This is a genomic window from Pseudomonas coleopterorum, assembly GCF_900105555.1.
Taxonomy (GTDB): Bacteria; Pseudomonadota; Gammaproteobacteria; order Pseudomonadales; family Pseudomonadaceae; genus Aquipseudomonas; species Aquipseudomonas coleopterorum.
Genome location: NZ_FNTZ01000001.1, coordinates 4,493,292 through 4,520,067 on the forward strand (window position 1 = coordinate 4,493,292; position 26,776 = coordinate 4,520,067).

At 57.1% G+C, this 26,776-nt stretch carries 21 protein-coding genes and 3 pseudogenes; 11 read left to right on the forward strand and 13 right to left on the reverse strand.

Annotated elements, in window-relative coordinates; genetic code table 11:
- Nucleotides 1-38 precede the first annotated feature (38 nt).
- On the reverse strand, nucleotides 39-956 hold the full coding sequence (locus tag BLV18_RS20280; RefSeq protein ID WP_090361411.1) for a LysR family transcriptional regulator: 918 nt from the start codon (nucleotides 954-956) through the stop codon (nucleotides 39-41).
- A 117-nt stretch (nucleotides 957-1,073) separates the two neighbouring features.
- On the opposite strand from BLV18_RS20280, the gene BLV18_RS20285 reads away from it, so the two are divergent.
- Nucleotides 1,074-2,243 (forward strand): TDT family transporter, encoded by a 1,170-nt coding sequence (locus BLV18_RS20285; RefSeq protein ID WP_090361414.1) that lies wholly within the window; start codon nucleotides 1,074-1,076, stop codon nucleotides 2,241-2,243.
- Between the two features lie 8 nt (nucleotides 2,244-2,251).
- Here BLV18_RS20285 and BLV18_RS20290 read toward each other — a convergent pair whose 3' ends face one another.
- Nucleotides 2,252-2,854, reverse strand: a complete 603-nt coding sequence (locus BLV18_RS20290) for a uracil-DNA glycosylase (RefSeq protein ID WP_090362448.1) — start codon at nucleotides 2,852-2,854, stop codon at nucleotides 2,252-2,254.
- A 586-nt stretch (nucleotides 2,855-3,440) separates the two neighbouring features.
- Between BLV18_RS20290 and BLV18_RS20300 the strand changes: the two genes are divergently transcribed.
- The 5 genes from BLV18_RS20300 (at nucleotide 3,441) to chrA (ending at nucleotide 7,652) form a co-directional block, all read left to right on the forward strand.
- On the forward strand, nucleotides 3,441-3,791 hold the full coding sequence (locus BLV18_RS20300) for a metalloregulator ArsR/SmtB family transcription factor (protein ID WP_090361419.1): 351 nt from the start codon (nucleotides 3,441-3,443) through the stop codon (nucleotides 3,789-3,791).
- 20 nt (nucleotides 3,792-3,811) lie between these two features.
- Nucleotides 3,812-5,101, forward strand: coding sequence for an arsenic transporter (locus tag BLV18_RS20305; RefSeq protein ID WP_090362451.1), 1,290 nt, complete (start codon nucleotides 3,812-3,814; stop codon nucleotides 5,099-5,101).
- A gap of 9 nt (nucleotides 5,102-5,110) precedes the next feature.
- A complete protein-coding gene (locus tag BLV18_RS20310) occupies nucleotides 5,111-5,581 on the forward strand; it encodes an arsenate reductase ArsC (protein WP_090361422.1) in 471 nt (156 codons plus the stop codon).
- Nucleotides 5,581-6,315 carry an arsenical resistance protein ArsH gene (gene arsH, locus BLV18_RS20315; RefSeq protein ID WP_090361425.1) on the forward strand — a complete coding sequence of 245 codons (735 nt, stop codon included), beginning with the start codon at nucleotides 5,581-5,583 and terminating at the stop codon, nucleotides 6,313-6,315. Before BLV18_RS20310 ends, arsH begins: the two co-directional genes overlap by 1 nt.
- 119 nt (nucleotides 6,316-6,434) lie before the next feature.
- Nucleotides 6,435-7,652: a chromate efflux transporter gene (gene chrA, locus BLV18_RS20320; RefSeq protein WP_244156905.1), complete on the forward strand. Its 1,218-nt coding sequence runs from the start codon at nucleotides 6,435-6,437 to the stop codon at nucleotides 7,650-7,652.
- Nucleotides 7,653-7,789: 137 nt separating this feature from the next.
- On the opposite strand, the gene BLV18_RS20325 is transcribed toward chrA, so the two are convergent.
- Nucleotides 7,790-8,643, reverse strand: a protein-coding gene (locus tag BLV18_RS20325; RefSeq protein WP_090361428.1) for an IS5 family transposase whose coding sequence is annotated in 2 segments (ribosomal slippage) — nucleotides 7,790-8,299 and nucleotides 8,302-8,643 — 852 coding nt in all. Because the reading frame shifts where the segments join, the coding sequence is not laid out codon by codon here.
- 386 nt (nucleotides 8,644-9,029) lie between these two features.
- Here BLV18_RS20325 and BLV18_RS20330 point away from each other — a divergent pair.
- Nucleotides 9,030-9,257, forward strand: coding sequence for a CopG family ribbon-helix-helix protein (locus BLV18_RS20330; RefSeq protein ID WP_090362458.1), 228 nt, complete (start codon nucleotides 9,030-9,032; stop codon nucleotides 9,255-9,257).
- A gap of 398 nt (nucleotides 9,258-9,655) precedes the next feature.
- Here BLV18_RS20330 and BLV18_RS20340 read toward each other — a convergent pair.
- The 5 genes and pseudogenes from BLV18_RS20340 to BLV18_RS20355 form a co-directional block, all read right to left on the reverse strand.
- Nucleotides 9,656-10,060, reverse strand: a pseudogene (locus tag BLV18_RS20340) (NAD(P)H-dependent oxidoreductase); the annotation flags it as partial.
- 28 nt (nucleotides 10,061-10,088) lie between these two features.
- Nucleotides 10,089-10,490 (reverse strand): hypothetical protein, encoded by a 402-nt coding sequence (locus tag BLV18_RS20345; protein ID WP_090361430.1) that lies wholly within the window; start codon nucleotides 10,488-10,490, stop codon nucleotides 10,089-10,091.
- Nucleotide 10,491: 1 nt separating this feature from the next.
- The gene (locus BLV18_RS22265; RefSeq protein WP_139211035.1) at nucleotides 10,492-12,363 is read right to left on the reverse strand and encodes a hypothetical protein; all 1,872 of its coding nucleotides are present in this window, start codon (nucleotides 12,361-12,363) and stop codon (nucleotides 10,492-10,494) included.
- A gap of 1 nt (nucleotide 12,364) precedes the next feature.
- Nucleotides 12,365-13,996 carry a hypothetical protein gene (locus tag BLV18_RS22270; RefSeq protein ID WP_139211036.1) on the reverse strand — a complete coding sequence of 544 codons (1,632 nt, stop codon included), beginning with the start codon at nucleotides 13,994-13,996 and terminating at the stop codon, nucleotides 12,365-12,367.
- On the reverse strand, nucleotides 13,993-15,144 hold the full coding sequence (locus BLV18_RS20355) for a tyrosine-type recombinase/integrase (RefSeq protein WP_167375965.1): 1,152 nt from the start codon (nucleotides 15,142-15,144) through the stop codon (nucleotides 13,993-13,995). Before BLV18_RS20355 ends, BLV18_RS22270 begins: the two co-directional genes overlap by 4 nt.
- A 38-nt stretch (nucleotides 15,145-15,182) precedes the next feature.
- On the opposite strand from BLV18_RS20355, the pseudogene BLV18_RS20360 reads away from it, so the two are divergent.
- A pseudogene (locus BLV18_RS20360) lies at nucleotides 15,183-15,770 on the forward strand (ATP-binding protein); the annotation flags it as partial.
- A 259-nt stretch (nucleotides 15,771-16,029) separates the two neighbouring features.
- On the opposite strand, the gene amaA reads toward BLV18_RS20360, so the two are convergent.
- Together amaA and amaB are read right to left on the reverse strand one after the other, a co-directional pair.
- Nucleotides 16,030-17,316: an L-pipecolate oxidase gene (gene amaA, locus BLV18_RS20365; RefSeq protein WP_090361439.1), complete on the reverse strand. Its 1,287-nt coding sequence runs from the start codon at nucleotides 17,314-17,316 to the stop codon at nucleotides 16,030-16,032.
- Between the two features lie 158 nt (nucleotides 17,317-17,474).
- Nucleotides 17,475-18,965: an L-piperidine-6-carboxylate dehydrogenase gene (amaB, locus tag BLV18_RS20370; RefSeq protein WP_090361442.1), complete on the reverse strand. Its 1,491-nt coding sequence runs from the start codon at nucleotides 18,963-18,965 to the stop codon at nucleotides 17,475-17,477.
- A gap of 131 nt (nucleotides 18,966-19,096) precedes the next feature.
- Between amaB and BLV18_RS20375 the strand changes: the two genes are divergently transcribed.
- Nucleotides 19,097-19,984: a LysR substrate-binding domain-containing protein gene (locus BLV18_RS20375; RefSeq protein WP_049860340.1), complete on the forward strand. Its 888-nt coding sequence runs from the start codon at nucleotides 19,097-19,099 to the stop codon at nucleotides 19,982-19,984.
- Between the two features lie 121 nt (nucleotides 19,985-20,105).
- On the forward strand, nucleotides 20,106-21,479 hold the full coding sequence (hglS, locus tag BLV18_RS20380) for a 2-oxoadipate dioxygenase/decarboxylase HglS (protein WP_090361444.1): 1,374 nt from the start codon (nucleotides 20,106-20,108) through the stop codon (nucleotides 21,477-21,479).
- 8 nt (nucleotides 21,480-21,487) lie between these two features.
- Here the strand turns inward: hglS and BLV18_RS22825 are convergent, their stop codons facing one another.
- Together BLV18_RS22825 and BLV18_RS22830 are read right to left on the reverse strand one after the other, a co-directional pair.
- Nucleotides 21,488-22,363, reverse strand: a complete 876-nt coding sequence (locus tag BLV18_RS22825; RefSeq protein ID WP_376787070.1) for a methyl-accepting chemotaxis protein — start codon at nucleotides 22,361-22,363, stop codon at nucleotides 21,488-21,490.
- Nucleotides 22,358-23,674 (reverse strand): annotated as a pseudogene (locus tag BLV18_RS22830) (Cache 3/Cache 2 fusion domain-containing protein); the annotation flags it as partial. The gene BLV18_RS22825 and the pseudogene BLV18_RS22830, both read right to left, overlap by 6 nt.
- Before the next feature lie 23 nt (nucleotides 23,675-23,697).
- Here BLV18_RS22830 and BLV18_RS20390 point away from each other — a divergent pair.
- Nucleotides 23,698-25,077, forward strand: a complete 1,380-nt coding sequence (locus BLV18_RS20390) for a NorM family multidrug efflux MATE transporter (RefSeq protein WP_090361448.1) — start codon at nucleotides 23,698-23,700, stop codon at nucleotides 25,075-25,077.
- Here BLV18_RS20390 and BLV18_RS20395 read toward each other — a convergent pair.
- Nucleotides 25,058-26,728 (reverse strand): putative bifunctional diguanylate cyclase/phosphodiesterase, encoded by a 1,671-nt coding sequence (locus BLV18_RS20395; protein WP_090361450.1) that lies wholly within the window; start codon nucleotides 26,726-26,728, stop codon nucleotides 25,058-25,060. The two genes, BLV18_RS20390 and BLV18_RS20395, sit on opposite strands and share 20 nt — an antisense overlap.
- Between the last annotated feature and the right edge of the window lie 48 nt (nucleotides 26,729-26,776).

The window sequence follows — 26,776 nt, forward strand, 5'->3', positions numbered from 1 at the left end:
TCTAAGTTCCGGAAACAACTTGTTAAGGTATCACCTACCTATTTTCTACATAGGTCCAGAAAGGGTTGGTTCGCAAACTGGCCACAGCTCTCCCAAAATCGACCGAGACCCGGTGAAATGAATTTGTCCCGGTGACGGATCAAGAAAAAGCGTCGGGTTAGCATAGGCAAGGCGTGCGGCAGTTCAATGAGCTCTTGAGAAACCAGCAGATCCCTCACTACCCAGCGCGACAAGCAGCTGATGCCGATGCCTTGTGCAAGGGTATGCTTGATGGCCTCTGAACTACCGATCTGGTGGGTTTCAGCAAGATTATGCAGATGACGCAGCAGCAACTGTTCGACTTCTTCACGGGTACCGGACCCTGGCTCGCGGAGTAGCCACTCAGCGGTCCGAAGGTCATCAAGCGAGACCTGTTGCCTGAGCGCCAAAGGATGTCGCTGGCTTGCGACGATGAGCAACTCATCCACAAGCCATGGCTCGGCATTCAATTCGGGCAGGTGACACGGTCCTTCGATCAGGCCCATGTCGATCTCGAAATCAGCGACTTTCCTTGCAATAGCCATGCTGTTCGCCATGTCCACATCGACCCGTAAATGCGGCGCCGATTGGCGTAGCTCACCAAGGATCAATGGCAGAACATAATTGCCAATGGTGGTACTGCAGCCCACTCGCAAGCGTGTCTTCAGCTCTGCATGCCCTGGAAGGAAACGGGTCTCTATTTGTTGTGCGTTCTCCAGCATCCTTCTGGCCTGAGGCAGTAAGGCCAAGCCGTTATCGTTCAGCACCAGGCGCTTGCCGACGCGGTCGAACAACCGAGTACCCAGCGCGTTTTCCAGTTCGTTAAGTGCAGCACTGGTGGCCGACTGCGAAAGTGAAACCGCAATGGCGGCGCTGGTGGTACTGCCCTGTTGCGCAATGGCGCAGAAAATTTGCAGTTGACGCAGACTTAGCTTCAAAGGATCTACCTTGTTGATAGGTAACCAAAACCCATATTATCCGTTTTTACCGCTATGTTCATCGAACTACACTTCAGGCATGCCACATCGAATGAATAACGAAGCGGGAGTAACACTATGAGTGACACACGACTCGCAGCGATCATGGGCGGCAGCCATCCACTGGCTGCCCTGTCCAATCCGCAGGAAGTAATCCGGCAATTCACACCCAACTGGTTCGCCGCCACGATGGGGACCGGGATTCTGGCTCTGGCGTTGGGCCAACTGCCATTCGCTGCACAATGGCCCAAAGCGTTAGGGCAAGCCTTGTGGTTTTTCAATATCGCGCTGTTTTGCCTGTTCACAGTGATGTACGCGAGCCGTTGGGTTCTGTTCTTTGATGAGGCCAAACAGATTTTCGGTCACTCCACCGTATCAATGTTTTTCGGCACTATCCCAATGGGGCTAGCGACCATCATTAATGGCTTCTTGCTTTATGGTGTACCGCAGTGGGGAGATGGGGTTGTCGCTGTGGCTGAGATGCTGTGGTGGATCGATGTCGCCATGGCATTGGCCTGCGGGGTATTGATCCCATACATGATGTTCACTCGCCAGCAGCACAGCATCGATCAGATGACAGCGGTATGGCTACTGCCTGTGGTGGCGGCCGAGGTAGCCGCCGCAAGTGGCGGACTCCTCGCGCCGCACCTCGCTGACGCGAGTGCACAGTTCACCCTGCTTATCACCAGCTACGTGCTATGGGCTTACTCGGTGCCGGTCGCCTTGAGCATCCTGGTGATCCTGCTGCTACGCATGGCGTTGCACAAATTACCTCATGAAAGCATGGCGGCATCGAGCTGGTTGTCGTTGGGGCCGATCGGCACCGGTGCTTTGGGGATGTTGGTGCTGGGCAACGATGCTCCGACGATCTTCGCTGCCCATGGAATGGCCAGCATCGGTGCCGTCGCCGAGGGCATCGGCCTGATCGGTGGTGTGCTGTTCTGGGGGCTGGGATTGTGGTGGATGGTATTGGCGCTGCTGATCACGGGGCGTTATTTCAAGGCAGGCATCCCTTTCAACCTTGGCTGGTGGGGCTTCACCTTTCCACTGGGGGTGTACGCCGTGACTACCCTCAAACTGGGTTCAATGCTGCACCTCGCTTTCTTTGACATCATGGGCATGGTGCTGGTGTTGCTGCTGGTTGTCATGTGGATCATCGTCGCGGCCAAAACCCTGGCGGGAGCCTATCGCGGCAACCTGTTCGTGTCGCCTTGTATCGCCTCGCTGAACAAGGCGAGCAAAGCCTGAGCCTTTGGCTACTCAACCGACTGTTTGGCGTGAAACAGTGCGGACAGGATGCGTTGCCGGACACTTGGGTGAGTGCAAACAGAAAGCGGACTGGGATGGGGCATTTCCAGCAATTCGAAATCAGGAAAGGCTAACCGGATACGCGGCATTGCCTGCTGAGCGACACGCCCTGCAAACACGACAGTGACGAGATCTGGGAAACGAGGCAGCAGGGTGATCAGCATCTCTATACCCTCGTCAATTTGCGCTCTGCGGAGCGCACCCTTGGTTTTTTCGAGGTTGGGCAGCCAAGGGTACAGATTCCAAAGGACTGTCTCTTGGCGTGCCAATCCAGCCTGCTCCATGAAACCCTTGAGGTTGCGTTGTGCGGGCCCTGGATTGTCTCGTGAGACATACCGTGGACGACTGACCGTTCGAGCCGGCGATTCCAACAAGATCAATACTCGGGCGAAGACCCCGCCATCCAACGGATCGAAATACGGCAACGTTTTATTGTCCGTGGACTGGGAATTCACCCAGCGTGTCAATTGCGCAACGTTCGGCAACAGCAGAAGGTCTTCGCGCGCTTGTAACGAAATTTCCTGCTGCGCGGTGATTTGATTAGGTAACACTGCTTGCACGCACCCTTCTATTGTCAAGAAATTGCCATTCGAAGGCCCGCTATGTTTGATTTGCAGGCTTTAGACCTCGCGCTGTCAAATTGCGATGCCTATGATGCAGGCATTCTATGCGATGGAAACTCTCCGAAGTACGACACACCTCGCCTGTTACTCTGTAGTGGTTTACTAACCCCGGACACGTTTTTAGGCGAAAATGGTCGCCACAGAGAGGTGTCTGATGACCAAGAAACGCCGTACCTTTTTCGCCGATTCCAAGTCCGAAACCGCCAGCTTTGTGCGCAATCAAGGCTGCATTCTTCCCTTGCCAATCGATCTAAAACCGTTTAGGTCATCTATAGCAGCCGAATGCAGATGATCGATATGCTATGCCCTACCACCGCACGTCCCAATGGGAACAACGTATTTTATCACCAGTAATAGGCCAAAAGCCTGCGCATGCCTCGAAAGTCATAAATCAACCTAATTTGCAATTTCAGTATTGACAGGCAGGAAAAAAAGAATCGTTTCTGGACCGTGCGGAGTAGGAACAAAATGTGTATATTCGAATATTCGAATACATGCATATCTAGGAATGCTCATGGATCTGTTACCGGCGACCGTCTTCAAATGTCTTGGCGACGAAACGCGCACACGCATCATGCTCATGCTCGCTGGCCAAGACGAGCTCTGTGTCTGCGAGCTGATTTGGGCGCTGGATGATAGTCAGCCGAAAATCTCTCGGCATTTAGCCCAACTTCGTAATTGCGGGTTATTAGCGGACCGCCGTCAGGGGCAGTGGATTTATTACCGCTTGCATCCACAGTTGCCCGAATGGGTTTTGCATGTGCTCCAGATAACACGCAGTGCTAATCAGTCCTGGATCGATCAAGACGCGAGCCGTCTTGCATTAATGGAAGATCGTCCGCTCCGCCAGGCCGCGTGCTGCTGATTTTGCTGGAGAGTGTCCATATGGTTGCTGCAATCACAATATTCGTTCTGACACTTGCGTTGGTCATCTGGCAGCCGAAGGGATTGGGCGTAGGCTGGAGCGCCGCTGCCGGCGCAGTACTGGCTTTGCTTACGGGTGTGGTTGGTCTAGGCGACGTACCTACGGTATGGGCCATCGTGTGGAATGCAACTGCCACTTTTATCGCCGTCATCATCATTAGCCTGTTACTGGATGAGGCCGGATTCTTCGAGTGGGCTGCCTTGCACATGGCACGGTTGGGCCAAGGCAAGGGCATCCGGTTGTTCATCCTGATGATCCTGCTGGGCGCCGCTGTTTCAGCTTTGTTTGCAAACGATGGCGCCGCGTTGATCCTGACCCCCATCGTCATTGCCATGCTCACAGCCTTGCGCTTTAGCCCGGCGTCTACTCTGGCCTTTGTCATGGCTGCAGGCTTCATCGCTGATACCGCGAGCCTGCCCATGGTGGTGTCCAACCTGGTCAATATCGTGTCGGCTGATTTCTTCCAGATTGGCTTTGCTGAATATGCCGCGGTCATGTGGCCTGTGAACGTGATCAGCGTAGTGGCGACCTTGTTCATGCTCTGGCTGTGCTATCGGCGCGACATACCCACTACCTATGATCCACAGCAGCTTCATGCGCCTGGGACTGTTATCCGTGACAAGGCTACCTTTGTCGCAGGCTGGTGGGTCTTGGCGCTGCTGCTTGTCGGTCTGTTTGCACTAGAGCCGTTGGGGGTACCTATCAGTGCAGTAGCAGCCAGCTGCGCACTCATCCTTCTGGTGATCGCCGGCAAAGGCTGCGTTATTTCTACCCGTACGGTTATCAAAAATGCACCGTGGCAGGTTGTGGTGTTTTCGCTAGGGATGTACCTGGTGGTCTATGGGCTGCGCAACGCAGGGCTCACGGACGCTCTCACGTCTCTGCTTAATGTCTTCGCTGAACAGGGCCTGTGGACCGCAACTATGGGTACCGGCGTGATGGCTGCATTGCTGTCGTCTGTTATGAACAACATGCCCAGCGTGCTTATCGGTGCCCTATCAATTCAGGCCAGTCAGGCCACAGGCGTGGTCCATCAGGCCATGGTGTACGCCAACATCATCGGCTGCGACTTGGGCCCCAAGATCACTCCGATCGGTAGCCTGGCCACGTTGCTGTGGCTCCACGTACTGGCTCAAAAACACATCCGCATCACGTGGGGATACTACTTCAAGGTTGGCAGCCTGCTGACCATCCCTGTTCTGCTTATTACCCTGGCCGCACTCGCCCTGCGGCTCAGCATCCAAGCCTAGGAGCCACCGATGAAAATCCTTTTCATGTGTACCGCCAATAGCTGTCGAAGCGTGCTTTCTGAAGCGCTGTTCAACCATTTGGCCCCTGAAGGCGTCACAGCAGTAAGCTCCGGCAGCTTTCCGAGCGGACGACTCAATGCACAGGCGGTCAGTACCCTCCAAGCGCTCGGCATCGATACGTCAGGACTACATAGCAAGGGCTCGGAGAGCTTCCAGGATAATCCCCCTGACGTTGTGATCACCGTCTGTGACAAGGCTGGAGGCGAGCCCTGCCCCGTCTATTTTGGCTCAGCTATCAAGAGTCATTGGGGGCTGTCTGACCCCTCGGATGTCATTGGCCGCGACGAGGAGAAGCAGGCAGCCTTTGATGCCACCGTGACAACTATCCGGAACCGATTTACGGCCTTCTTTGCTTTGGATTTGGATGCGCTCAGTTCAACAGAGCTCAAGCATGCGTTGGACAGGATTGGAGCGCTGTAATGATCGAGCCTACATCCGAATATCCGGAAGACTTTCCCAGCCTGGACCTAGCCCTGCTCGATGTGCCTACGCCTGAGAAGCTTGCCCAGGATATGCAGCCCGACCACAAGCCTCGCATCCTGTTGCTCTATGGATCCACCCGTGAGCGCTCGTTCAGTCGGTTGCTGACCCAAGAGGCAGCGCAACTCCTGAACCTCATGGGCGCAGAGACGGCCATCTTCGACCCTTCAGGTCTGCCGTTACCTGATGATGCACCGGTGGAACATCCAAAAGTCCAGGAACTGCGTGACCTGGTACTGTGGTCCGAGGGTCAGGTGTGGTGTTCGCCGGAACGGCATGGGTCGATGTCGGCCGTGTTCAAGGCGCAGATCGATTGGATACCTTTGGCGTTGGGCGCAGTACGACCCTCGCAAGGCAAGACGTTGGCTGTGATGCAGGTATGTGGTGGATCCCAGTCATTCAATACGGTCAATCAGCTTCGTATCCTGGGCCGCTGGATGCGTATGGTCACGATCCCGAATCAATCCTCGGTACCCAAAGCCTTCCTTGAATTTGACGAAGCCGGGCGCATGAAGCCGTCTGCCTACTACGATCGGGTAGTGGACGTGATGGAGGAATTGGTGAAATTCACGTTGTTGGTACGAGGTCGAGAGAGTTACCTGGTAGACCGCTATTCGGAACGCAAGGAAGACGCCGAGGCCCTTTCCAAACGGGTGAACCAGCGTTCTATCTAGACAAACATTTTGCCAGATAGGGCTCATCTCGATCCCAATGTTGAGTGCTGAGCTTGCTCCAAATCCGAGTGGGTGGATTTCAGTAATCCAATGGCATCAGCTACAGTGGAGCTTGAGTATTGTCAGCAGAAAACGGCACTAAAGCGATAAGACCTGATTCCGCCTGGTCAGTGTTTCTAGTGTTCTTACGCTTGGGACTTACGTCTTTCGGAGGCCCGATTGCGCATTTAGGGTACTTTCGCGAGGAGTTTGTTGTTCGACGGCAATGGCTTAGCGATCGCAGCTATGCCGACCTGGTCGCGCTTTGCCAATTTCTTCCAGGACCTGCGAGCAGTCAAGTTGGCATAGGGTTGGGGCTATCGCGTGCCGGTTTGTCAGGTGCCATTGCTGCGTGGGCCGGTTTCACATTGCCATCAGCTATCATCCTGGCTTTATTTGCTCAGGGCATGGCCACGTGGGGAACCACTTTCCCAAGCGGCCTATTGAGCGGACTCAAAATCGTCGCAGTTGCGGTCGTTGCTCAAGCAGTCTGGGGTATGGCCCGCAATCTTTGCACCGACGTGCCCCGCGTAACCATTGCCGCTTTTTCGGCATGCGCGGCGCTTTGGTTGCCCAACGCAACAGGACAGCTTGGTGTGATGGTCTGTGCGGCTGGAATCGGTTTGGTGTTTTTGAAACCTGTTCAAGGCCTAGTTACAGAATCGCTACCGATCGCAATCAGCCGGAAAGTGGGTGTGGTTTCATTGGCTTTGTTTTTCAGCCTATTGGCAGGCCTTCCATTACTACTGCAGGCCTTGCCCTCCCAAACACTCGCCATGTCGAACGACTTTTACCGGGCTGGCTCATTGGTATTTGGCGGCGGGCACGTGGTTTTGCCGTTGCTGCAGGCGGCAACGGTACCCAACGGCTGGGTAGCCAACGATGCGTTCCTGGCAGGATATGGCGTAGCGCAGGCGGTACCTGGTCCGCTTTTTACCTTTGCAGCATTTCTCGGTGCGTCTATGAACGTCCAGCCCTCAGGTTGGACAGGCGCATCAATATGCCTCATCGCTATTTTCGCGCCTTCATTCCTTCTCATACTCGGCGTTTTGCCATTCTGGGAACGACTGAAAAGTAGCGTTCGCATCCAGGCCGCGCTTGTAGGCGTCAACGCGGGAGTGCTCGGACTACTTTTGGCGGCTTTGTACAACCCGGTCTGGACAAGTGCCATATTAAAACCCACAGACTTCGGATTGGCGCTGATGGCTTTTGTTGCCCTAATGTTCTGGAAGGCCCCACCTTGGCTGGTCGTCTTGGTTTGCGGTTCGATCGGATGGCTGTCCGCACTGGTTCTATAAGCATCAAGCCCAGCCTTGCGAAGCGTCGAAGGAGCCCGAGATATCGATTATCGGTGCCTTTTGGACTCAGAAAATCTTCAAACATACGTAAATCGTACCCATCCATGCGCTTAGCAAATCCATAACCGCAGCTATATCTAGGCTCTGTACGAAAAGTATTGTCGCAAACACCGCATTGCACAGGCCAATGAGACCATCGCCGCAAAACTTGTTGCGAGCTTGTCGAAGCGAGTCACGATGCGGCGATTCTCTTTCAGCCAGCCGAACATGCGCTCAATGATGTTGCGCTGGCGGTATTTTGGCCGGTCAAACAATCTGGGTAAGCCCGGCTTGGGTTTACGTTTCATGTCGCGCAACGGAATCACCGGTTGCATCCGATAACGATCACAGTAGCGACGCAGAGCTTCAGCGTCATAACCCTTGTCGGCCAGCAACCATCGGCAGCGTTTGCGGGGACGACCGCGCAGGCTGGGAATGTAGGCCTCATCCAGCAGAGGTTGGGCATAGGTAATGTCGCTGGCCTGGCCGCCGGAAAGCAGGAAACGCAGAGGCACGCCATTGGCGTCGCACAGCATGTGAATCTTGGTCGTCAGGCCGCCCCGGCTGCGACCGAGCGCATGGTCATGCGGCTCTTCAGGCCCCCTTTTTTTCCGGCGCCTGATGAGGCCCGGGTGGCGCGAGCAGCAGTGGAGTCGATCATCCAGGTTTCCAGATCGATCAAGCCTTGCTCGTTCAATCGGATATGAAGGCGTTTGAGCATCTGATCGAAAGCGCCACAATTACGCCAGTCGCGAAACCGTTGATACACCGTTGACCAAGGGCCGAAACGCTCCGGCATGTCCCGCCAGGCTGCCCCCGAACAGAGCACCCAGAGGACGCCGTTGAGCATCAGGCGGTCATCAGCACGCGGGCGCCCGCTGCGGCGGGACTCAGTGAAGAGATCGGCAACCAGATCCCAGGCTGCATCGGGGAGTTCATACCGCTTTGCCATCGTGGCCTCCTAGCGTTAATGGCGGCGGATTCTACCGGAATCGATATTTCAAGGGATTTCGTACAAAGCCTAGTCTCCGTGTCTTCGCCACAAGCCTGCCGCTGCGCCAGATCGCTGCACCACCCTGCGTATTGATCAGAGAAAATAGGTTCTTCTCCCTCATTTCTTCCTGATAAAGCTAAACCTCAACTGTAATGGAAAAACCCTAAACCACTGATTTTGCCGAATAAGAAAATTTATCTAGCGTATTTTATCAACGGTAACAGAATTTATTCAGTCGTTATCTAAAGTCGATTTATGTGATGACCTTTGGTTCGTATACAATCAGATTGACTGACCTCGATTTAAAGCGCTTCAAGCAGATAAAAATAGGTGGGGAAATAATTGTGGCCACTCCTGCAAAAGACCGTTCTGTCACTGCGCACTTCCCGCTCGAGCTGGCCGAACGCGTCGATGAAATCGCCGAGTGCTTGGAGCTTTTGAAAAACTGGATCGTGAAACAAGCCTTGTCCGCCCGGCTTGACCAAAAAGAAGAACTGGGTCGGCTCACCCGTGAAGCGCTGCCCAATGTCGATGCTGGTCGTGTGATCGATCATCAGGCGGTCCAAGCATAGGCCGGGCGTCTAGAGACCGGTACCCCATCGCTGGTATCACGCTGACGGAGCTGCAATGGACCAGCTAGGCGGCTTAGGATCTGGCGTGGCTGCATAAATTTTTGGTTCTAGTAAATCGCCCGGTTGTTGCGCGCACGGTGCATTAGCTCACCGCCTCGCCTTCCTCACTGCTGACGAATCCGCACCTTGGTGAGCGCCATGACGAATTTGAGCCACGTGATATGCGTCGGTGGATGGTGGATGGTGGATGGTGGATGGTGGATGGTGGATGGTGGATGGTGGATGGTATGAGATCACAGGCGCCACTATCTACCTACTGCGGCTGTAGCACAGCTGAGAATGCCGCTCATGTTGTATGAAACTGCTATCCACCCATTGCGGACATTCCGGGCATGGCTTCAGATTGATCGCTGGTTCACCCGAGCAGATATGTGCTCGAAGTTTTCCTTGCGCTCCGAATAGCGGTCCACTAGTGATTCCTGGCGGTCACGCAGCATGATGGTGAGCCATACCATGTCCTCCGTGACATCCACCACGCGATCATTGTACGGCGAAAGCTTCATGCGCCCAACGTTATCGAACTCCAGATAAGCCTTGCGTACAGAGGACTGGTTCGGAACGGTGAACATCCACATCCAGCGCCCATGCACACGCAGCTGACTGACCACATTGAACGACTGCAAGCCGCCTCATACCTGCATTATTGCCAGGGTCTTGCCTTGGGTGAGGCGTAGCGCACCTGCCGCTAGAGATACCCAGTCTGTCTGCGCCTTGAGATCCGCAGACATCGCGTCATGGCGTTCTAGCCAAAGCCCCCATATTATCCCAACTTCATTTTACCGACTTCAACCTCTTGATTTTCGATTCTGCCAATTGTTGCTCAAGGAAATTTATCATTAAGTCTTTGGATCTAACCTCATCCGCGCAATCTCGCCGCACATCCTCCAGCTCAACAAGCAGTTCGGAGCATGCCTTAGTCAGAGCTGAAACAAGCTCTTTTTGATGAGTAAGTTGAGCCCTTAGCAGGTGGGCTTTCAGCTCCTGCTGCTTTTTAGGCTGTACGTCAGCACCGGAATTATGAAGTTTTATCAGCGCTACAATATCAGGATAATACTTATAAAAGGATGATCGACATAAATTCACAGATCGGGCCAACCCAGTGATGGTTATACCACCTTCAGCTTTGAGCGCCTCAAAAGACTTTAATATTAACTCGCGGCTACCTTTTCGCATGCTAATCCCTTCCGCTCGCAATGACGCTCAAAATTTGTTCAGCCTGCTGCAGTCTCACACTTAAGACATGACGCGTCTGATCTGGCAGCCCTGATAAAGACAACCATTTCAGACTATCGTCACGATACTGTTGCCACCAAATCTCGTGTTTGGGAGTTGCCAAGAAATTTGAGCAACGACCACAAACTTCAGGAGTTTTTTTCTCGGGATTGGGTTCCTCCTTACTCCCCTCGCAAGCGCTGAACTCCTGCTTATAGTTACAGGCACCCCATTGGCAAGGAATCAATTTCACTCCACGCCCTAGCAACAACAAAACGTCTTTAGTACTTCTAATCTCACCCGCAAACCTCACGATCGACTTGGATTTGAGATCTCCACCCTTGGTGGTGTAAATCATGTTGCTTTCAACCCCTACAAGATCAAGCATCGCCACTTCCATTTCCTGCGCAAGCTCATCTTTTACCAACCGACGAAATTCTGCGCCAGGTTTGGCATAACTAATATCGACGCTATAAGCCGAAGTATGGGAGTACTGCACCGCTAGATCACCTAAAGCAGATCGATCTCGCATCGCGACAAATCGAGCGAACAGTTTCCTTCCCATATGCGAATGTAAACTTCCATCCCAGCCAGTAGCTTCACTCAACCCAATAAACTTAGCGAACTTATTCAATCTGAGATTGAGTGAACAACCACTAAGAACGCTGAAACCGGCGCTCGAGAAGAATGGCCATAGGCTATCCCCAGGTGAAACCAACCATAGATTGTCCAAACCACTGCTCAATCGAGCAGGCGAAGACAATCGAATTAACGTTTGATAAGCCGTTACGGCTGCGCTTGATAGCACCCACGGGGCGTCCTCGCCTTGATCTCCATCACTTTTCTCAAGATCTGCCGAGTATCTCTTCTTCGATCTAGCCGCACTATAATAGTAGTATTCTTTCCCAGTATAGTGCTTCCTCTTATTTATACTGCCAACTTTAGCACGCCGTACTTCGCTCATGCGCGGGGCGGTTGTAAACGTGATCACAATGAAACAAGCTGTCTGAATGTGCCCCAAGAGTATCGCTACATCCTGCTGTCGACTGGCTTTCAGGGTATGCATGAACTGATCTGCTCCAGCACCACAGTCAAAGGCTTCATCTAAAATGGCTTTATCAGCATACCTCGCTACGGCACCTCTGCTTATCACCCCTTTGTATTTCATATGGTTAACTGCATCAATATACTTCTCATATATCCGTATAACACTTTCAGAAAAGCAGTCAATAAAATTCATAGCTTTCCTGAGCAAATAGAATGAAGCAGGATTAGGCGGAGCATCCCAAGCTCTCAAATCTTGACAAGCAAAAGAAGCTTTCTTGCGAACTTTTCTTGGAAAAGGCTCAGAGTCAAATCCATCACCCGTAAAGAGTGACAAACGATGAACTTGATTTATAATGAACATATACTGTTCTGCCGTTTTTTTACAAATTATCGCTTCACCGCTGGACAGAAATAGCTCACCTACTATTTTCTGCGCTTGCAAAGCCGTCATCGTAGCTAGCGCTGGAAAACCTCTCTGGAATGCGCAGAAGAAGAACCTTCGTATAGATTGAAGTTTCACCTTTGCCGTCGCTGGTGAATACGTAACACCTGCCAGACCGGAAAGCAGACATGCGATCACTAATTTTAGAAGTCGTGCGTAATGTGGAGAAAGCATATAAGGCGCCGTTAGCAAATCGGGCCAGTTGAATCGCGTCGGTCTGTCAGCGGTTGAGTCGCGACTTGGGTTTGCAAACACCCAAACATCATCATCAAACTTGAGTCCATATTTTGCCAGTCCTTCAGTAACAGTAGGATGCTGATGAGATAACGTATTAATTTTTCCCAATTCAGTACACCATCGGCAATTCTGGAGTCTGATCCATAATCTGCTTTGCGCGTTCAAGTATCGCACGCGAAATGCGCGGAATTATTTGTTCTGAAATGATAGAAAGTACTGGACGAAACACAGCTTCAAAGCGCATGACTTTATCGGCAGAAAGCTGGCTTTCTCGCTCCATCCTCTCAAGTGACAACTGGGTTTTTATTATCCTAGCAACAAATTTCGGATCGTCCACAACTACTAGAGCATTCGGACAAGTTGCGCACGAAAGAAATTCGAGACATTCCGTCCCTTTGACTGAGCTGGGAGCTTTCCCCTCTTTCGCGTCAACGCATGAGAACCCAAAAAGAGTTGAGTATTCTTCTTGACCCTCAGTCTCGCTAACAAGCGCTGCAGTAATCAATTCTCCCTGATAAACGGCTATTTTTTCATAACTATCCTGCTGTGTTTGCCTGCCATTCAAATAAAATCTTTTTGTGGTCGATAAATTCTTATGCTGCAAGTGTTTTCTGGCATGTTCTGCTGTCTTTTTAACTTTAATTAAATTTGAAACTGCCTTCCTTAAATCACTGAACGTAAAATACGAAAAGCCATATTGCTCCCTGAAGTCAGAAAGATAATCATGGAGCGACTGCACACAGAATCGTCTTGCGACATGACCTGTACGTGTCAAAAACAAAATGCGCTCATCACCGAATTGAGCCAGACCTCTACAAGGCTCGGTTAAAGAGCGTATTAATTCAACCAAGCTTAGGACCGAGTATTTTCCTGCTTTGGAGAAGGAGAGTTGCTGTTCCCTGCCTGACCTCCCCTTAGTCCATCGAATAAAGAATCTAGTCTCGTCCACAGGATCATCCTCACAACAGTCTATTTTCATCTCCATAATCGCAACTGGATTTGCAGCTAGCTCTACCAAAAGTAAAATATATAGCGGCAGTGCCGCTCTATAAGTCAACTCTCGAAAACGTCGAAACTCGCGTAGACTGATGCTATTTATGGTTCTACCAATTTTTGCTCGTATCTCTTCTCGACTCCAGACATTCTCTCTCGCTGCGCTAATAAGAAACGATATAACTTCAACATCTTCCACAGTCAATTCAGGGTGCGATACAGACTCACCTTTCTCGATAGCACGGCTAACCGCAAAATCCCGCCTTATACCCGCAACCTCCTTCTTGCAGACTGCGACTATCTTCTGCAACTCATCAATCGAAATGTCATTATCTCGATTATTGTTACGCTCACGGGCAAAGTCGAATACCTGAATTATTTGACGCACCCAAAAAACAGATTCACTAGTTTCTGAAAGCCAACAAATCAGCCGGCGGCAAAAGTTATAATGTGATCCATTGGTTTTCTTTAGCCTGCTACCACTTGCCAGAAACTTAGCAAACCCCGCAAGCACATCATTACAGCCGTCATCCAGCGATAGACTCCGCTCGATAATGCTAGCGCAAAGTAGCTTTGTCGACCTCCAAGCCTGCCTCCTGCTTCTAGGATGATAGTGCCCTGTTAGCTCTATAAATGCGCCGCTAATGTCTTTCGCAATCTTGTTGTCCAGCCCTTCCATAGCAAAGCTGTAGATCTCCCAACGCTTTCGCTCCGGATCGTAAAACTTAGCTATAAGCATGCTGTTCATGCGCCCCTCACAACTTCGCTAGCCAGCTCTTCGAGGAGCGCAAGCACATCGCTATTAGTGGAAACTATTGAGTCAAGGTAATCTTCCGTAGTTTCTGAAGAAGCGTGATTCAGAAATCCTTGCATAACCTTTATTGAGTCCAGATCCTTGCATGATGGAGATGTCGCTATCTTCCTCTCCACCACAGTCGCAAATGTATTTCGCGCCTGATGGGGATTGATATTGATATTTATCGCAGAGCACGCTCGCTTAAACGCAGAGTAATAGCAACTATAGGAGACTGCTTCTCCCGCACGATTCAAGAAAAGCTCTTCCGGCAGAACGTGAAGTTTAATTCCTTGCCCAAGACTTAAGACCCTATCGATTTCCACGTATCTGGCTGTTCTCTCAATGATTGATAACGGGACATATGCTTGAGCTCCCTTTCCCCCTTTAGAAAGCACAGAAACAAACCGATCAGAGAATTCACTACATAGCTGATCAAAATCCACCACCTTGAGGCTTAGCAACGCTCCAATGCGTAACCCCGTCGCTATTGACCATATAAATATTAGCTTGTGCACACCTTCCAAATTAGCGACTAATGCGTTGCAAGCGGTGACAGGAATACTTCTCTTTCTTTTTACACCGCCTCTAAGGCGCAGCTTTAATTTTGACAACTCCTTCAAACTATCGTGATAAACCTTAGCATTTAACGATGACTGGAAAGAAAGTCTCTCCCAATAAAAAAAGTAAAATTCTGAAACAACCACCAACCTAAGATTAATTGTGCTCACCGCGAGCAAACCATTCGTCTTCTCACTAATAGTATTTTTTAATGAATTCCTATATCGTAAAATGCTTCTTGGAGTCGCAGCCCGCCAGTCAAAATTACTTTCTTCAGCGTAATCAAACCAGGTAGCCAAGCATTCCGCATAAGTCTTGACAGTTTTATCGGTACGATATGCCTTTGAATAAAACAATTTTTCCTGAAGGAAATAATGCGCTTCTCTGATGATGACGCCCGAGTCGTCGGCCATCAGGGGTATCTGCGACAGGGGGGAAATTTTTTTTGATCGGAAATGATGAGCGGCGTCAGGCAGCCGTACTTCACTAAGCGACTGCTGTAGAGCGCTTCCGGAAATTCGAGCAGGCCAAAGCAGCTTCATGGGTACCTCCATAGTCCACAGTGTAGCCTAGCAATCTAATGCCGGAGTTCGACAGGAAGGTGCTGGAGGTCTTGCGCGAACCCTTGGAGAGCGGCGAGATCGTGATTGCGCGGGCGCGGGACAAGATTCGTTTTCCTGCGCGGTTCCAATTGGTGGCGGCGATGAATCCGTGCCCCTGCGGGTATCTGGGTGACCCCAGCGGCAAATGCCAGTGCGGCAGCGATCAGATCCAGCGGTACCGCAACAAGCTGTCCGGGCCGTTGCTGGATCGGATCGATCTGCATCTCACGGTGGCGCGGGAGGCGACGGCCCTGAGTCATGAGCCACAGGCGGGGGAAAACACAGCCAGTGCCGCCACCAAGGTGGCCGAGGCGCGTGAGTTGCAGAATCGGCGTCAGGGTTGTGCCAACGCGTTTCTCGATCTGCCGGGGTTACGCGAGCATTGCAGGTTGTCGTCCGAGGACGAGCGCTGGTTGGAAACCGCGTGTGAGCGGTTGACGCTGTCGCTGCGCGCAGCGCATCGATTGTTGAAGGTGGCCCGCACCTTGGCGGATCTCGAGCAGGCGAAAGATATCGAGCGGGCGCATGTTGCGGAAGCGTTGCAGTATCGGCCTTCGGCGCAGTGAGCAGTGACAGGGGATGTGCAGTGGAGCCAGAAGCGTGATTGCGTTTCAGCAGGCCAATCGGGGACACCGCCGACGCGGCTTGCACCGCTGCTACAGGGGATCGGGCATTCATGCATTAAAGCGCCGGCAACGGATGCGGTCTTCGTGGCTCACCACGTTGGTAAAGGATTGCGATACCCCTGTAGCAGCGGCGCGAGCCGCGTCGGCGGTGGGTGCGGTGTATCTGTCGGGACGCGATCAGGCCCGGCGGGGCTTGGGGTTACAGAACGACGCGCAGGACCTGGCCGGCGTGGTAGAGGGAGAAGCCGGTTTCGTAGACGCCGGTACGCAAACCAGGCGCCGACACCGGTTTATCCGCGCAGAACGGCAGTGGCAGTTTGTCGGCCTGCTCATGCAACAAGAACTGCGCCAAGGCTTTGCCCACGACGGTGCCGGTGGTGTTGCCGCGGCCGTTGTAGCCGGTCACCGACACCAGCCCTGGAGCGGGTTCGAACAGGCGCATCAGGTGGTCGGGGGTGAAGTCGATGCAGCCGGTCCAGTGCATTTCCCAGTCGACCTTGCCCAGTTGCGGGAAGTAATGGGTCTGGATGCGGTCGGCCCAGCGGCGGATGAACCAAGCGGGTTTGTTGTCCACGCGGCCCATGCTGCCGAGCAACAGACGGCCGTCGTCGTCGCGGCGGATGCTGCTCAGCACCAGGCGGGTATCCCAAGAGCCTTGCCCATGTTTGAGCACGGCATCGGCGGCTGCCGAATGCAGGGGCTTGGAGGCGACCTGATAGTAGTAGCCGCGGAAGAACTGGCCGCGCAGGTTGCACCAGTCGCCCTCGGTGTAGGCACCGGTGGAAATCAGCACTTTGTCGGCGTTGACTTCGCCTTTGGCGGTCTTCACCAGCCAGCCCCCGGCGTGTTGTTCCAGACCCAGTACCGGCGAATGCTGGAAAACCTGCCCGCCCAGACGCTGAACCGCCGCGCCCAGGCCACGGGTGTAGGCCATGGGGTTGATGGTGCCGGCGCGGCGGTCAAGCAGGGCTGCTTCGATCTTTTCGGTGCCGCAGTAGTCGACGCATTGCGCCCCGGTGAGCAGCTCTACGTCAGCGCCCCGCCGCTGCCATTGCTCGCAGCGCGATTTCAGGTCGGCCACGCCATTGGCGTTGTGGGCCATGTGCAAGGTGCCGTCGTTATGGGCCTGGCAGTCGATGCCATAGCGTTCGATCAGCGCGAAGACTTCGGCCGGCGCCCCGCCGAGCACGGTGTTGAGGCGACCGCCCACGGCACTGCCCAGGGTCTGCTCGACTTCGTCGGGCGGAATCCAGGTGCCGGCGTTGACCAGTCCGACATTGCGCCCCGAGCCGCCCGTGCCGATTTCACTGGCATCGAGCAGCACCACGCGCTTGCCCTGCTCCAATAATTCGATGGCCGCGCACAACCCGGTGATACCGCCGCCGATCACGCAGACATCCGCCTTTACCACACTGGCCAGAGCCGCCGTGTGAGGGGGCCTGGCGGTGATGTGTTCCCAAAGACATTGTTGCCGTAGTTCGCTCATGACTCATTCCAAGCCAGGGAAATCGGGTTCGGACCGCGCCGTCGTCATCGCGGGCAGAGCCCGCTCCCACAGGGATATCCATTGCAGCAAAGATCCCTGTGGGAGCGGGTTCCACCCGCGATAGCGCCGGCCCCGCCACCACATCACTCAACCATCAATCAATCAAACACGATGCCCTGGGCCAGCGGCAGCTCGCGCGAGTAATTGACGGTGTTGGTCTGGCGGCGCATGTAGGCTTTCCAGGCATCGGAGCCGGATTCGCGGCCGCCACCGGTTTCCTTCTCGCCACCGAAAGCGCCGCCGATTTCCGCGCCGCTGGTGCCGATGTTGACGTTGGCGATGCCACAGTCGCTGCCGGCCGCGCTCTGGAAACGCTCGGCTTCGCGCAGGTCGGTGGTGAAGATGCACGAGGACAGGCCCTGTGGCACTTCGTTGTTCAGGCGCAGGGCCTCGTCGAAGTCTTCGTAGCTCAAGACATACAGGATCGGCGCGAAGGTTTCGTGGCGCACGACGTCCGACTGCCCCGGCATTTCGACGATGGCCGGGGCCACGTAGTAGGCGTTCGGGTATTGATCGGCCAACTGACGCTCGCCACCGAACACTTCGCCACCCTCGTCACGCGCCTTGGCCAGGGCACCCTGCATGGCGTCGAAGGATGGCTTGTCGATCAGCGGGCCGATCAGGTTGTCCTTGCGCGGATCGCCGATACGCACCTTGGCGTAAGCCGCCTTGACCCGAGCGAGCACTTCGTCCTTGATCGAGCTGTGCACGATCACCCGGCGCAATGTGGTGCAGCGCTGGCCTGCGGTGCCCACGGCACTGAACAGGATGCCGCGCACGGCCAGGTCGAGGTCGGCGCTGGGGGCCAGAATCATGGCGTTGTTGCCGCCCAGTTCGAGGATGCTGCGGCCGAAGCGCGCGGCGACCCGTGGTCCGACTTCGCGGCCCATGCGGGTGCTGCCGGTGGCACTGACCAAAGCGACGCGCGGGTCGTCGACCAGAGCTTCGCCGGCTTGGCGATCACCGATGATCAGTTGAGCCAGGCCCTTGGGTGCATCGCCGAACTGCTCCAGGGCCTTGTCGAACAGTGCCTGGCAGGCCAGCGCGGTCAGCGGGGTCTTTTCCGACGGTTTCCAGATCACCGAGTCACCGGCCACCAGGGCCAGGGCGGTGTTCCACGCCCATACCGCCACCGGGAAGTTGAACGCGCTGATGACGCCCACCACGCCCAGTGGCTGCCAGGTTTCACGCATGTGGTGGCCAGGGCGCTCGGAGGCGATGGTCAGACCGTACAGTTGACGAGACAGGCCGACGGCGAAATCGCAGATATCGATCATTTCCTGCACTTCACCCAGGCCTTCCTGAGTGATCTTGCCGGCTTCGATCGACACCAGCTCGCCAAGCTGAGCCTTGTGGGCGCGCAGGACTTCACCGAACAGGCGCACCAGCTCGCCGCGACGCGGTGCCGGCACGGTGCGCCAGGCCAGGAACGCCTCGTGCCCCAAAGCGATCTTGTCGACGACCTGCGCCTTGGATTCCAGGCTCACCGAGGCGATCTGGCTGCCATCGATCGGGGTATGCACGGGATGGTTGCCATCCTTGAATGCACTCGCCGCAACACCTAGGCTTTCGAGCAGGCCATCGACCATTGTTTTCTCCTCACAAGGCTTTAACGATAAGAACGAATTGAGATCAGTATTAATCCGCGGCCCAGACCACCACAACGGAGCAATATTCCATATATCATTCCCTCACCTCATGACCTTGCGCCGATGCCTTCATGTCAAAACGCCTTGTTCCTTCGATGACGGCCTTGCAGTGTTTCGAAGCCGCCGCCCGCCACCTGAGCTTCACCCGCGCGGCGGAAGAACTGCACCTGACCCAGAGTGCGGTCAGCAAGCAGGTCGCACAGCTCGAAGACATGTTGCGCCATCACCTGTTCCTGCGCATTCGCCGACGTCTGCAACTGACCCCGGCGGGCTCGCTGTATCTGGCCGAGGTGAACAAGATCCTCACCCAGGTGGACATTTCCAGCCGCTACATCCTGTCCTACGGCGATGAAACCGAAGTGCTGACCGTGGCCACCCAGCCCAGCTTCGGTGTGGGTTGGCTGATTCCCAAGCTCAAGGGTTTCGGCAAGGCGCACCCCAATATTCATCTGGACATCCGCAACGAGCTGGAGCCGTTCGCGTTGCTGCAGGCCAAGGCGGACGTGGGTTTCTTCTTCGGCCAGGGCACCTGGCCCGGGGCGACCTGCATCGAGTTGTTCGACGATCAGGTGGTACCGGTGTGTGCGCCCGACCTGCTGGAACAGCCGTTGAGCAACGCCGAGCAACTGGCCGAGCAGGTGCTGATGCAATGCACGTCGCGGCCCGAAGCGTGGCACGAGTGGTTTCTGGAGCAGGGCCTGAGCGCCCAGAACAGTTATCACGGTCCCCGTTTCGATACCTTCTACATGTGCCTGAGCGCAGCACTTGCCGGCTGTGGCGTGGCGCTGGTGCCGCGTTATCTGGTGGAGAACCACCTGGCCAACGGTGATCTGGTCATGCCCTGGCCGCACACCATGAGCAGCCAGGGCGCGCATTTCGTGGCGTTTGCCGAGCATGCGGCGGAAGTCCCGAAAGTGCGTGCGCTGGTCGACTGGATCCTCGAGCAGGTCCCGTCCTGACAACCCAGGCGGATCAGAGGCAATGCCGACTTGCAGGAATGACCCCCGCACTTTTTTTCGCTTGATCGTTCAGGTCATTCCCCGCTTTCATACTCCCAGCCCTTTGCGCCTGGAGTCCGCCATGCCCTTCGTCAGTCCCGACCAGACCCGTGCCGCGTTTTCCCGCGCCATGTCCGAGATGTACAAGAAAGAAGTGCCGTTGTACGGCGACTTGATGAGCCTGGTCGGCGAGGTCAATCGTCAGTGCCTCGAGCACCAGCCGGAGCTGGGCCGATCCCTGGCCCGTACCGGCGAGATCGAGCGCCTGGATGCCGAACGCCACGGCGCGATTAGGGTTGGCACCGCCGCGGAACTGGCGACCATCGCCCGTCTGTTCGCGGTCATGGGCATGCAGCCGGTGGGTTACTACGACCTGACGTCGGCGGGGGTACCGGTGCACTCGACGGCCTTTCGGGCGGTCCACGAACAGTCACTGCAAGTGAGCCCCTTTCGCGTGTTCACCTCGCTGCTGCGCCTGGAGCTGATCGAAGACGCGGCGCTCCGCGAACAGGCCCGGCAACTGTTGGAACAGCGGCAGATCTTCACCCAGCCGTGCCTGGCGTTGATCGAGCGCTTCGAGCGCGATGGCGGCCTCGATCAGGCGAGCTCCGACGCCTTCGTCGAGCAGGCCCTGGAAACCTTCCGCTGGCACCACGACGCCACGGTGACCGCAGCCCAGTATCAAAGCCTGCACGACGCCCATCGCCTGATCGCCGACGTGGTGGCCTTCAAGGGGCCGCACATCAATCACCTGACGCCGCGCACGCTGGACATCGACACGGTGCAGGCGCTGATGCCCGCTCGCGGGATCACGCCCAAGGCCGTGATCGAAGGGCCGCCACCACGTCGTCATGCCATTCTGCTGCGTCAGACCAGCTTCAAGGCGCTGCAGGAAAAAGTCGCGTTCACCGACCCAACGGCTGGCGCCGAAGGCAGCCACACCGCGCGCTTCGGCGAGATCGAGCAACGCGGCGCGGCACTGACGCCCAAGGGACGCGAACTGTACGACCGCCTGCTGAACGCTTCGCGCACCGCACTGGCCGGGTTTCCCAGCGAGACCAACGCCTCGGAATACATGCGCCTTCTGGGTGAGCAGTTCGGTGAGTTTCCTGATGATCTGACGCAGATGCGCGAGCAGGATTTGGCATTCTTCCGCTACTTCGCCAGCGGCCAGCCGAGTGCGGGCGAAACCACACTGCAGGGGCTGCTGGACAATGGTGCCATCCGCTGCGAACCGTTGGTGTACGAAGACTTCCTGCCGGTCAGCGCCGCCGGCATCTTCCAGTCCAACCTGGGCGACGATGCCCAGGCCGAGTACGGTTTGGGGTCGAGCCAGGAGGCGTTTCATCAGGCCTTGGGGCGCGCGGTGCTCGATGAGCTTGCGCTGTACGCGCAAACCCAGCAGCGGTCGCTGGACGACTGCGCTCGCGCACTGGGGCTCCCCTCGCTAGGCTGATCCTGCCGCTAGCGGGCGCCGCCCACACGGAAGCGATTGACTTCCTGACGCAGTTCCGCCGCCAGCCCTTCGAGCTCGCGAGCGGTCTGCGCTAGATTGGAGACCACCTCACGCTGCTCGCCATTGGTCATGGCAATGCTCTGCAGGTTGCTGCTGAGCATGGTGGCGGTGCTGCTCTGCTCCTGGGTCGCGGTGCTGATCGCATCGAACTGATGCCCCGCCGACCGGCTCTGCTCGTCGATCTGCGCGAGCGCCTGGGCGACCTTGGCGTTGCGGGTCAGGCCTTCACGCATCAGCACGTTGCCCTGGTCCATGGTGCTGATGGCGTTGGCGGTTTCCTTCTGAATGCTGCCGATCATGCCGGAGATTTCGTCGGTGGCCTGGCGCGTGCGCGAGGCCAGGCTGCGCACCTCGTCGGCGACCACGGCGAAGCCACGGCCCTGCTCACCGGCACGGGCGGCTTCGATCGCGGCGTTGAGGGCCAGCAGGTTGGTCTGCTCGGCAATCGAGGTGATCACCCCGACGATGCCGCCAATTTCCTGCGAGCGCTGCCCCAGGGTGTTGATGACCCCAGCGGTGCTGTTCAGCGCTCCGGCAATCTGTTCAAGGGAATTGGACGCTTCATCCATCGAGGCGCGGCCGATACGGGTCTGCTGGGCGTTGTCCTGAGCCAGACGCTGGGTGTGGCCCATGTTGTCGGCGATGTCCAGGGACGTCGCACTGAACTCCTCGACCGCGCCGGCCATGCTGGAAATCTCACCGGACTGGTGCTCCATGCCCTCATAGGCACCCGCCGACAGGCTCGACAACGTTTGCGCGCGACCGCTGACTTCATGGGCGGCGTTGCGGATGTGCACCACCATGTTCGACAGGGCTTCGCCCATGTGGTTGAAACTGCTGGCCAGCTGGCCGATCTCGTCGTGGCTGGACACTTTCAGACGGGCATCCAGATCGCCCGCACCCAGCGCTTCGGCCTGGCGTACCAGTTCACCCAGCGGCCGCAGCTTGCTGCGCAACAGCCAGATCGCGGCGCCCACCGCGATCAGCATCGCCAGCAGGCTGCCGATCGCGAGTTGAGAGCCGACGTTCCAGGTCACGGCATTGATTTCAGCCTTGGGCATGCTTGCCACCACACTCCAGGGTCCCCCGGTAAACGTCACCGCTTCGGAGAATATGTCCTGCTTGCCGTCGTTCCACAGTCGGCCCTTGCCATCCAGACGCGCCAGATCGGCCAAAGTCTTGGCCGCGGCGTCCGGATCGTTGACGTTGGCCGGCGGCACCAGCCAGCGGTTCTGCTCGTCGAGCAGGGCCAGGGAGCCGGTCTCGCCGATGCGGAAGCGTTGCAGGTTGGCGAACTGTGTATTCTGCGCATCGGTGTAGTCGAAGCCGACGAAGAGCACCGCAATCACTTGGCCCGAGCCATCGCGAACCGGTGTGTACTGAGTCATATAGGAGCGATCGAACAGGACCGCACGACCAATGTAGTTCTGACCGTCGAGCAGACGCTTGTAGGCGGGATGCGCATGGTCGAGTGCGGTACCGATGGCGCGACTGCCGTCCTGCTTGGTCAGCGAGGTGCTGATGCGCACGAATTCGCTACCGTTGCGCACGAATACCGTGGCGACGCCTGCCGTGAGCTGTTTGAAATCGTCGACTTCCGTGAAATCGTTGTTCAGCGTCTGGCTGCCCAGGCGCAGGCTTGGCGTCTGCTGGTTGCCCACGGTGACCTGCTTGCTGGGGTCCATGCTCAGTCCCCCGGCGAAGCGCTTCTCGAACAGCCCGCTCAAGCGCTGGGTGCTGTCGCGCAGGGTGCTGTGGAACGTGCTGAGCTGGTCGGCCAGCAACCTCGCCTCGCTGGCCATGTGCTGCTCGCGGATGGCCAGGTTGGCGATGTCCAGTGAGCGCAAGGCAAAGGCCGTGCTGCCGGTGATGACTATCGCCAGAATCACGGCCAGGGCGATGCCCAGTTGCGTGGCGATACGAGCGCGAGGTTGCGACATGTGAAGCTCCTGAGAATCGTGTGCGTGGCGGCAGTGCCAGGGATGGTCCAGACCTGTCGAGCACCTGTCATCCTTGATCTTATTGGTACTGCTACATCGGCGATCCGACCGAATACTTGAGCACGATACTGCGGCATGGCCGGCACACGTACATTTGCGTTGCGCTGCCACAAGGCCGAGAATCCAGCGTCCCATCTCTCCGCCGACTGAGCTTCATCATGCACGCCTCCATCCGTATCGAACTTCGAGCCCTGCTTCGGCTGGCGGGGCCGCTGATCGCCTCTCAATTGGCGCACATGCTGATGGTCCTGACCGATACCTTGATGATGGCACGCCTGAGCCCCGAGGCGTTGGCCGGCGGCGGCCTGGGGGCGGCCAGCTATTCCTTCGTGTCGATCTTCTGCATCGGCGTGATCGCTGCGGTCGGCACCCTGGTGTCGATCCGCAAGGGTGCCGACGACCAGCAAGGCGTGGCCCGCCTGACCCAGGCCGGGCTCTGGCTGGCCTGGGGCATGGCGGCCGTGGCGGCCGTGCTGCTGTGGAACCTGGGACCGGTGCTGTCCATGCTCGGGCAGACCCCGGCCAACGTCGCCTTCGCTACCCAGTTCCTCTTGCTCTTGCCGTTCGCCTTGCCGGGCAACCTGAGCTTCATGGCACTGCGCGGCTTTACCGCCGCGCTGGGTCGCGCCACGCCGGTGATGGTCATCAGCATCATCGCCACCGTGGCCAACTACCTGCTCAACCATGCGTTCATCGAAGGCATGTTCGGCCTGCCCAAGCTCGGTCTGGTGGGCATCGGCATGGTCACGGCGATCATCAGCACCCTGATGGCGATTGCCCTGGCCCTGTACATTCGCTTTCACCGTGCCTATGCGCCCTACCCGCTGCTCAAGGGGCTGGCCCGGCCAAACCTGAACGCCTTGCGCGAGTTGTGGCGCCTGGGCCTGCCGATCGGCGGCACCTATGCCGTGGAGGTCGGCCTGTTCGCCTTCGCCGCGCTGTGCATCGGTACCATGGGCACCACGCCGCTGGCTGCGCACCAGATCGCCCTGCAGATCATTTCGGTGGCCTTTATGGTTCCGGCGGGCATGTCCTATGCGGTGACCATTCGCATCGGCCAGCACTACGGCGCCGGGCACCTGCTGGCCGCGCGCCTGGCCGGGCGGGTCGGCATCAGCCTCGGCGCCGTGGTGATGCTGGGCTTCGCCTTGCTGTTCTGGCTCGCCCCGGGGCCTTTGGTCGGGGTGTTTCTGGACCGCTCCGATCCGGCCTTCCACGGCGTCATCGAGCTGGCCATCAGTCTGCTGGCCGTGGCGGCCTGGTTCGAGATGTTCGATGGCATCCAGACCATCGCCATGGGGGCCATTCGTGGCCTCAAGGACGCCAAGACCACCTTTCTGGTCGGGCTGTTCTGCTACTGGGCGATCGGTGCGCCCGCGGCCTGGAGCCTGGCGTTCCATTTCCAGCTCGGCGCGGTGGGCGTCTGGTGGGGGCTGGCGCTGGGTCTGCTGTGTTCGGCCGTTACCCTGACCCTGGCGTTCGAGTGGCGCATGCGTCGATTGCGCCGGCTGGCCACGCCTACGGTGCTGGCGACCTGACGGCCTGAGCCTGGCCGAAACGCAGGAATGCCTGCAGCTGCTCCAGGGGCAAGGGCTGACTGATCAGATAGCCCTGCACCTGGTCGCAGCCGAAATCGCGCAGCAACGCCAATTGCTCGGGCGTCTCGACGCCCTCGGCGACGACGTTCAGGTCCAGGTTGTGCGCCAGGTTGATCATCGCGTGCACCAGCTTGCTGTTTTCAGGACGTTGCTCCATGCCGCTGACGAAGCTCTTGTCGATCTTGAGCAAGGCGATCGGCAGGCTGCTGAGGTGGACGAACGAGGAGAAGCCGGTGCCGAAATCGTCGAGGGAAAAGCGCACGCCCAGACGGCCCAACGCGTCCATGGTCTGCTTGACCAGATCGTTGCGGCGCATGACCGCGGTTTCGGTGAGTTCGAACTCCAGCCAGCCGGCATCGATGCCGCGCTCGGCGATCAACCGTCCCAGGGTGCTGAGCAACTGGCTGTCCTGAAACTGCCGGAACGACAGGTTGATCGCCATGTGCAAGGGTTCGAAGCCGCTTTCGCGCAAGGTCTGCATGTCGCGCAAGGCCCGTGCGATGACCCAGTAGCCCATCGGCACGATCAACCCACTCTGCTCGGCCAGCGGCACGAACTCGCCGGGCGCGAGCACGCCGCGTTCGCGGTGACGCCAGCGCACCAGGGCCTCGAGACCGACGATGGTATTACCGCTCAGGTCCAGCCGTGGCTGGTAGTGCAGTTCCAGCTCGTCACGCCGCAAGGCACGGCGCAGCTCGCTTTCGAGGTCGGCCAGGCTGCGCGCATGGCGGTTGATGCGTTCGTTGAACAGATGGTAGCTGCAGCCCTGGGTGCTCTTGGCCTGCTGCATGGCAATGTGCGCGTGCCACATCAGCGGGTCGGCACCGGCGCCCGCGCGGGCATGGGCGATGCCCAGGCTGCAGCCGATCAGCAGGCTCTCGCCATCGACGTAATAGGGTTCGGCCATGGCCTCGATGATGTTGGCCGCCAGGCGCTCGGCGCGTGACGGGTCGCGGCGGGTGTCGAGCAGCAGGGCGAACTCGTCGCTGCCCAGGCGGGCCACTTGATCGCCCGCCTCCAGCTGCTTCTTCAGACGCGCCACCACCTGCAGGATCAGCCGATCGCCGGCCTGGTGTCCCAGCGCATCGTTGGCATGGCGGAAGTTGTCCATGTCCAGATGGCCCAGGGCGACGCCACGGCCTTCCTGTTCGGCCAGGCGGGCGGTGAGCAGGGTCTGGAAACCGGGACGGTTGGCGATGCCGGTCAAGGGATCCTGTTCGGCCAGGCGTTGCAGGGTGTCCTGTAGCACGCCGCGCTCGCGCGCATGGCGCAGGCAGCGGCGCAGCGTATCGCTGTTGAGCTCGCCCAACACCAGCCAGTCGCTGGCACCGGGCGGCGGTTGCGCAGGCTCCTCGGTCAGCAGCAGCACCACCGGCAGCGCGCAGCGCCCAGGTGCCGGCAGCCGCTCGGGGGTCGCCAGCAACAGAGTGCCGGGCTGATTGTCGAACTGCCCGGCCACAGCATCCCAGGAGGACGCTTCGATCAACGTGGCCACATCGCCAAGGGCCGCCAGGCACTCGCGCAACGACGTGGCCCAGGTGCGATCCTGGGCCAGCAGCAACAGCCGCGCGGGTTCGACAGGCGTAGACAAACGAGCTCCTTGGGACAGTTTCACAGTCATTCGATAGCGCTTAAAAAC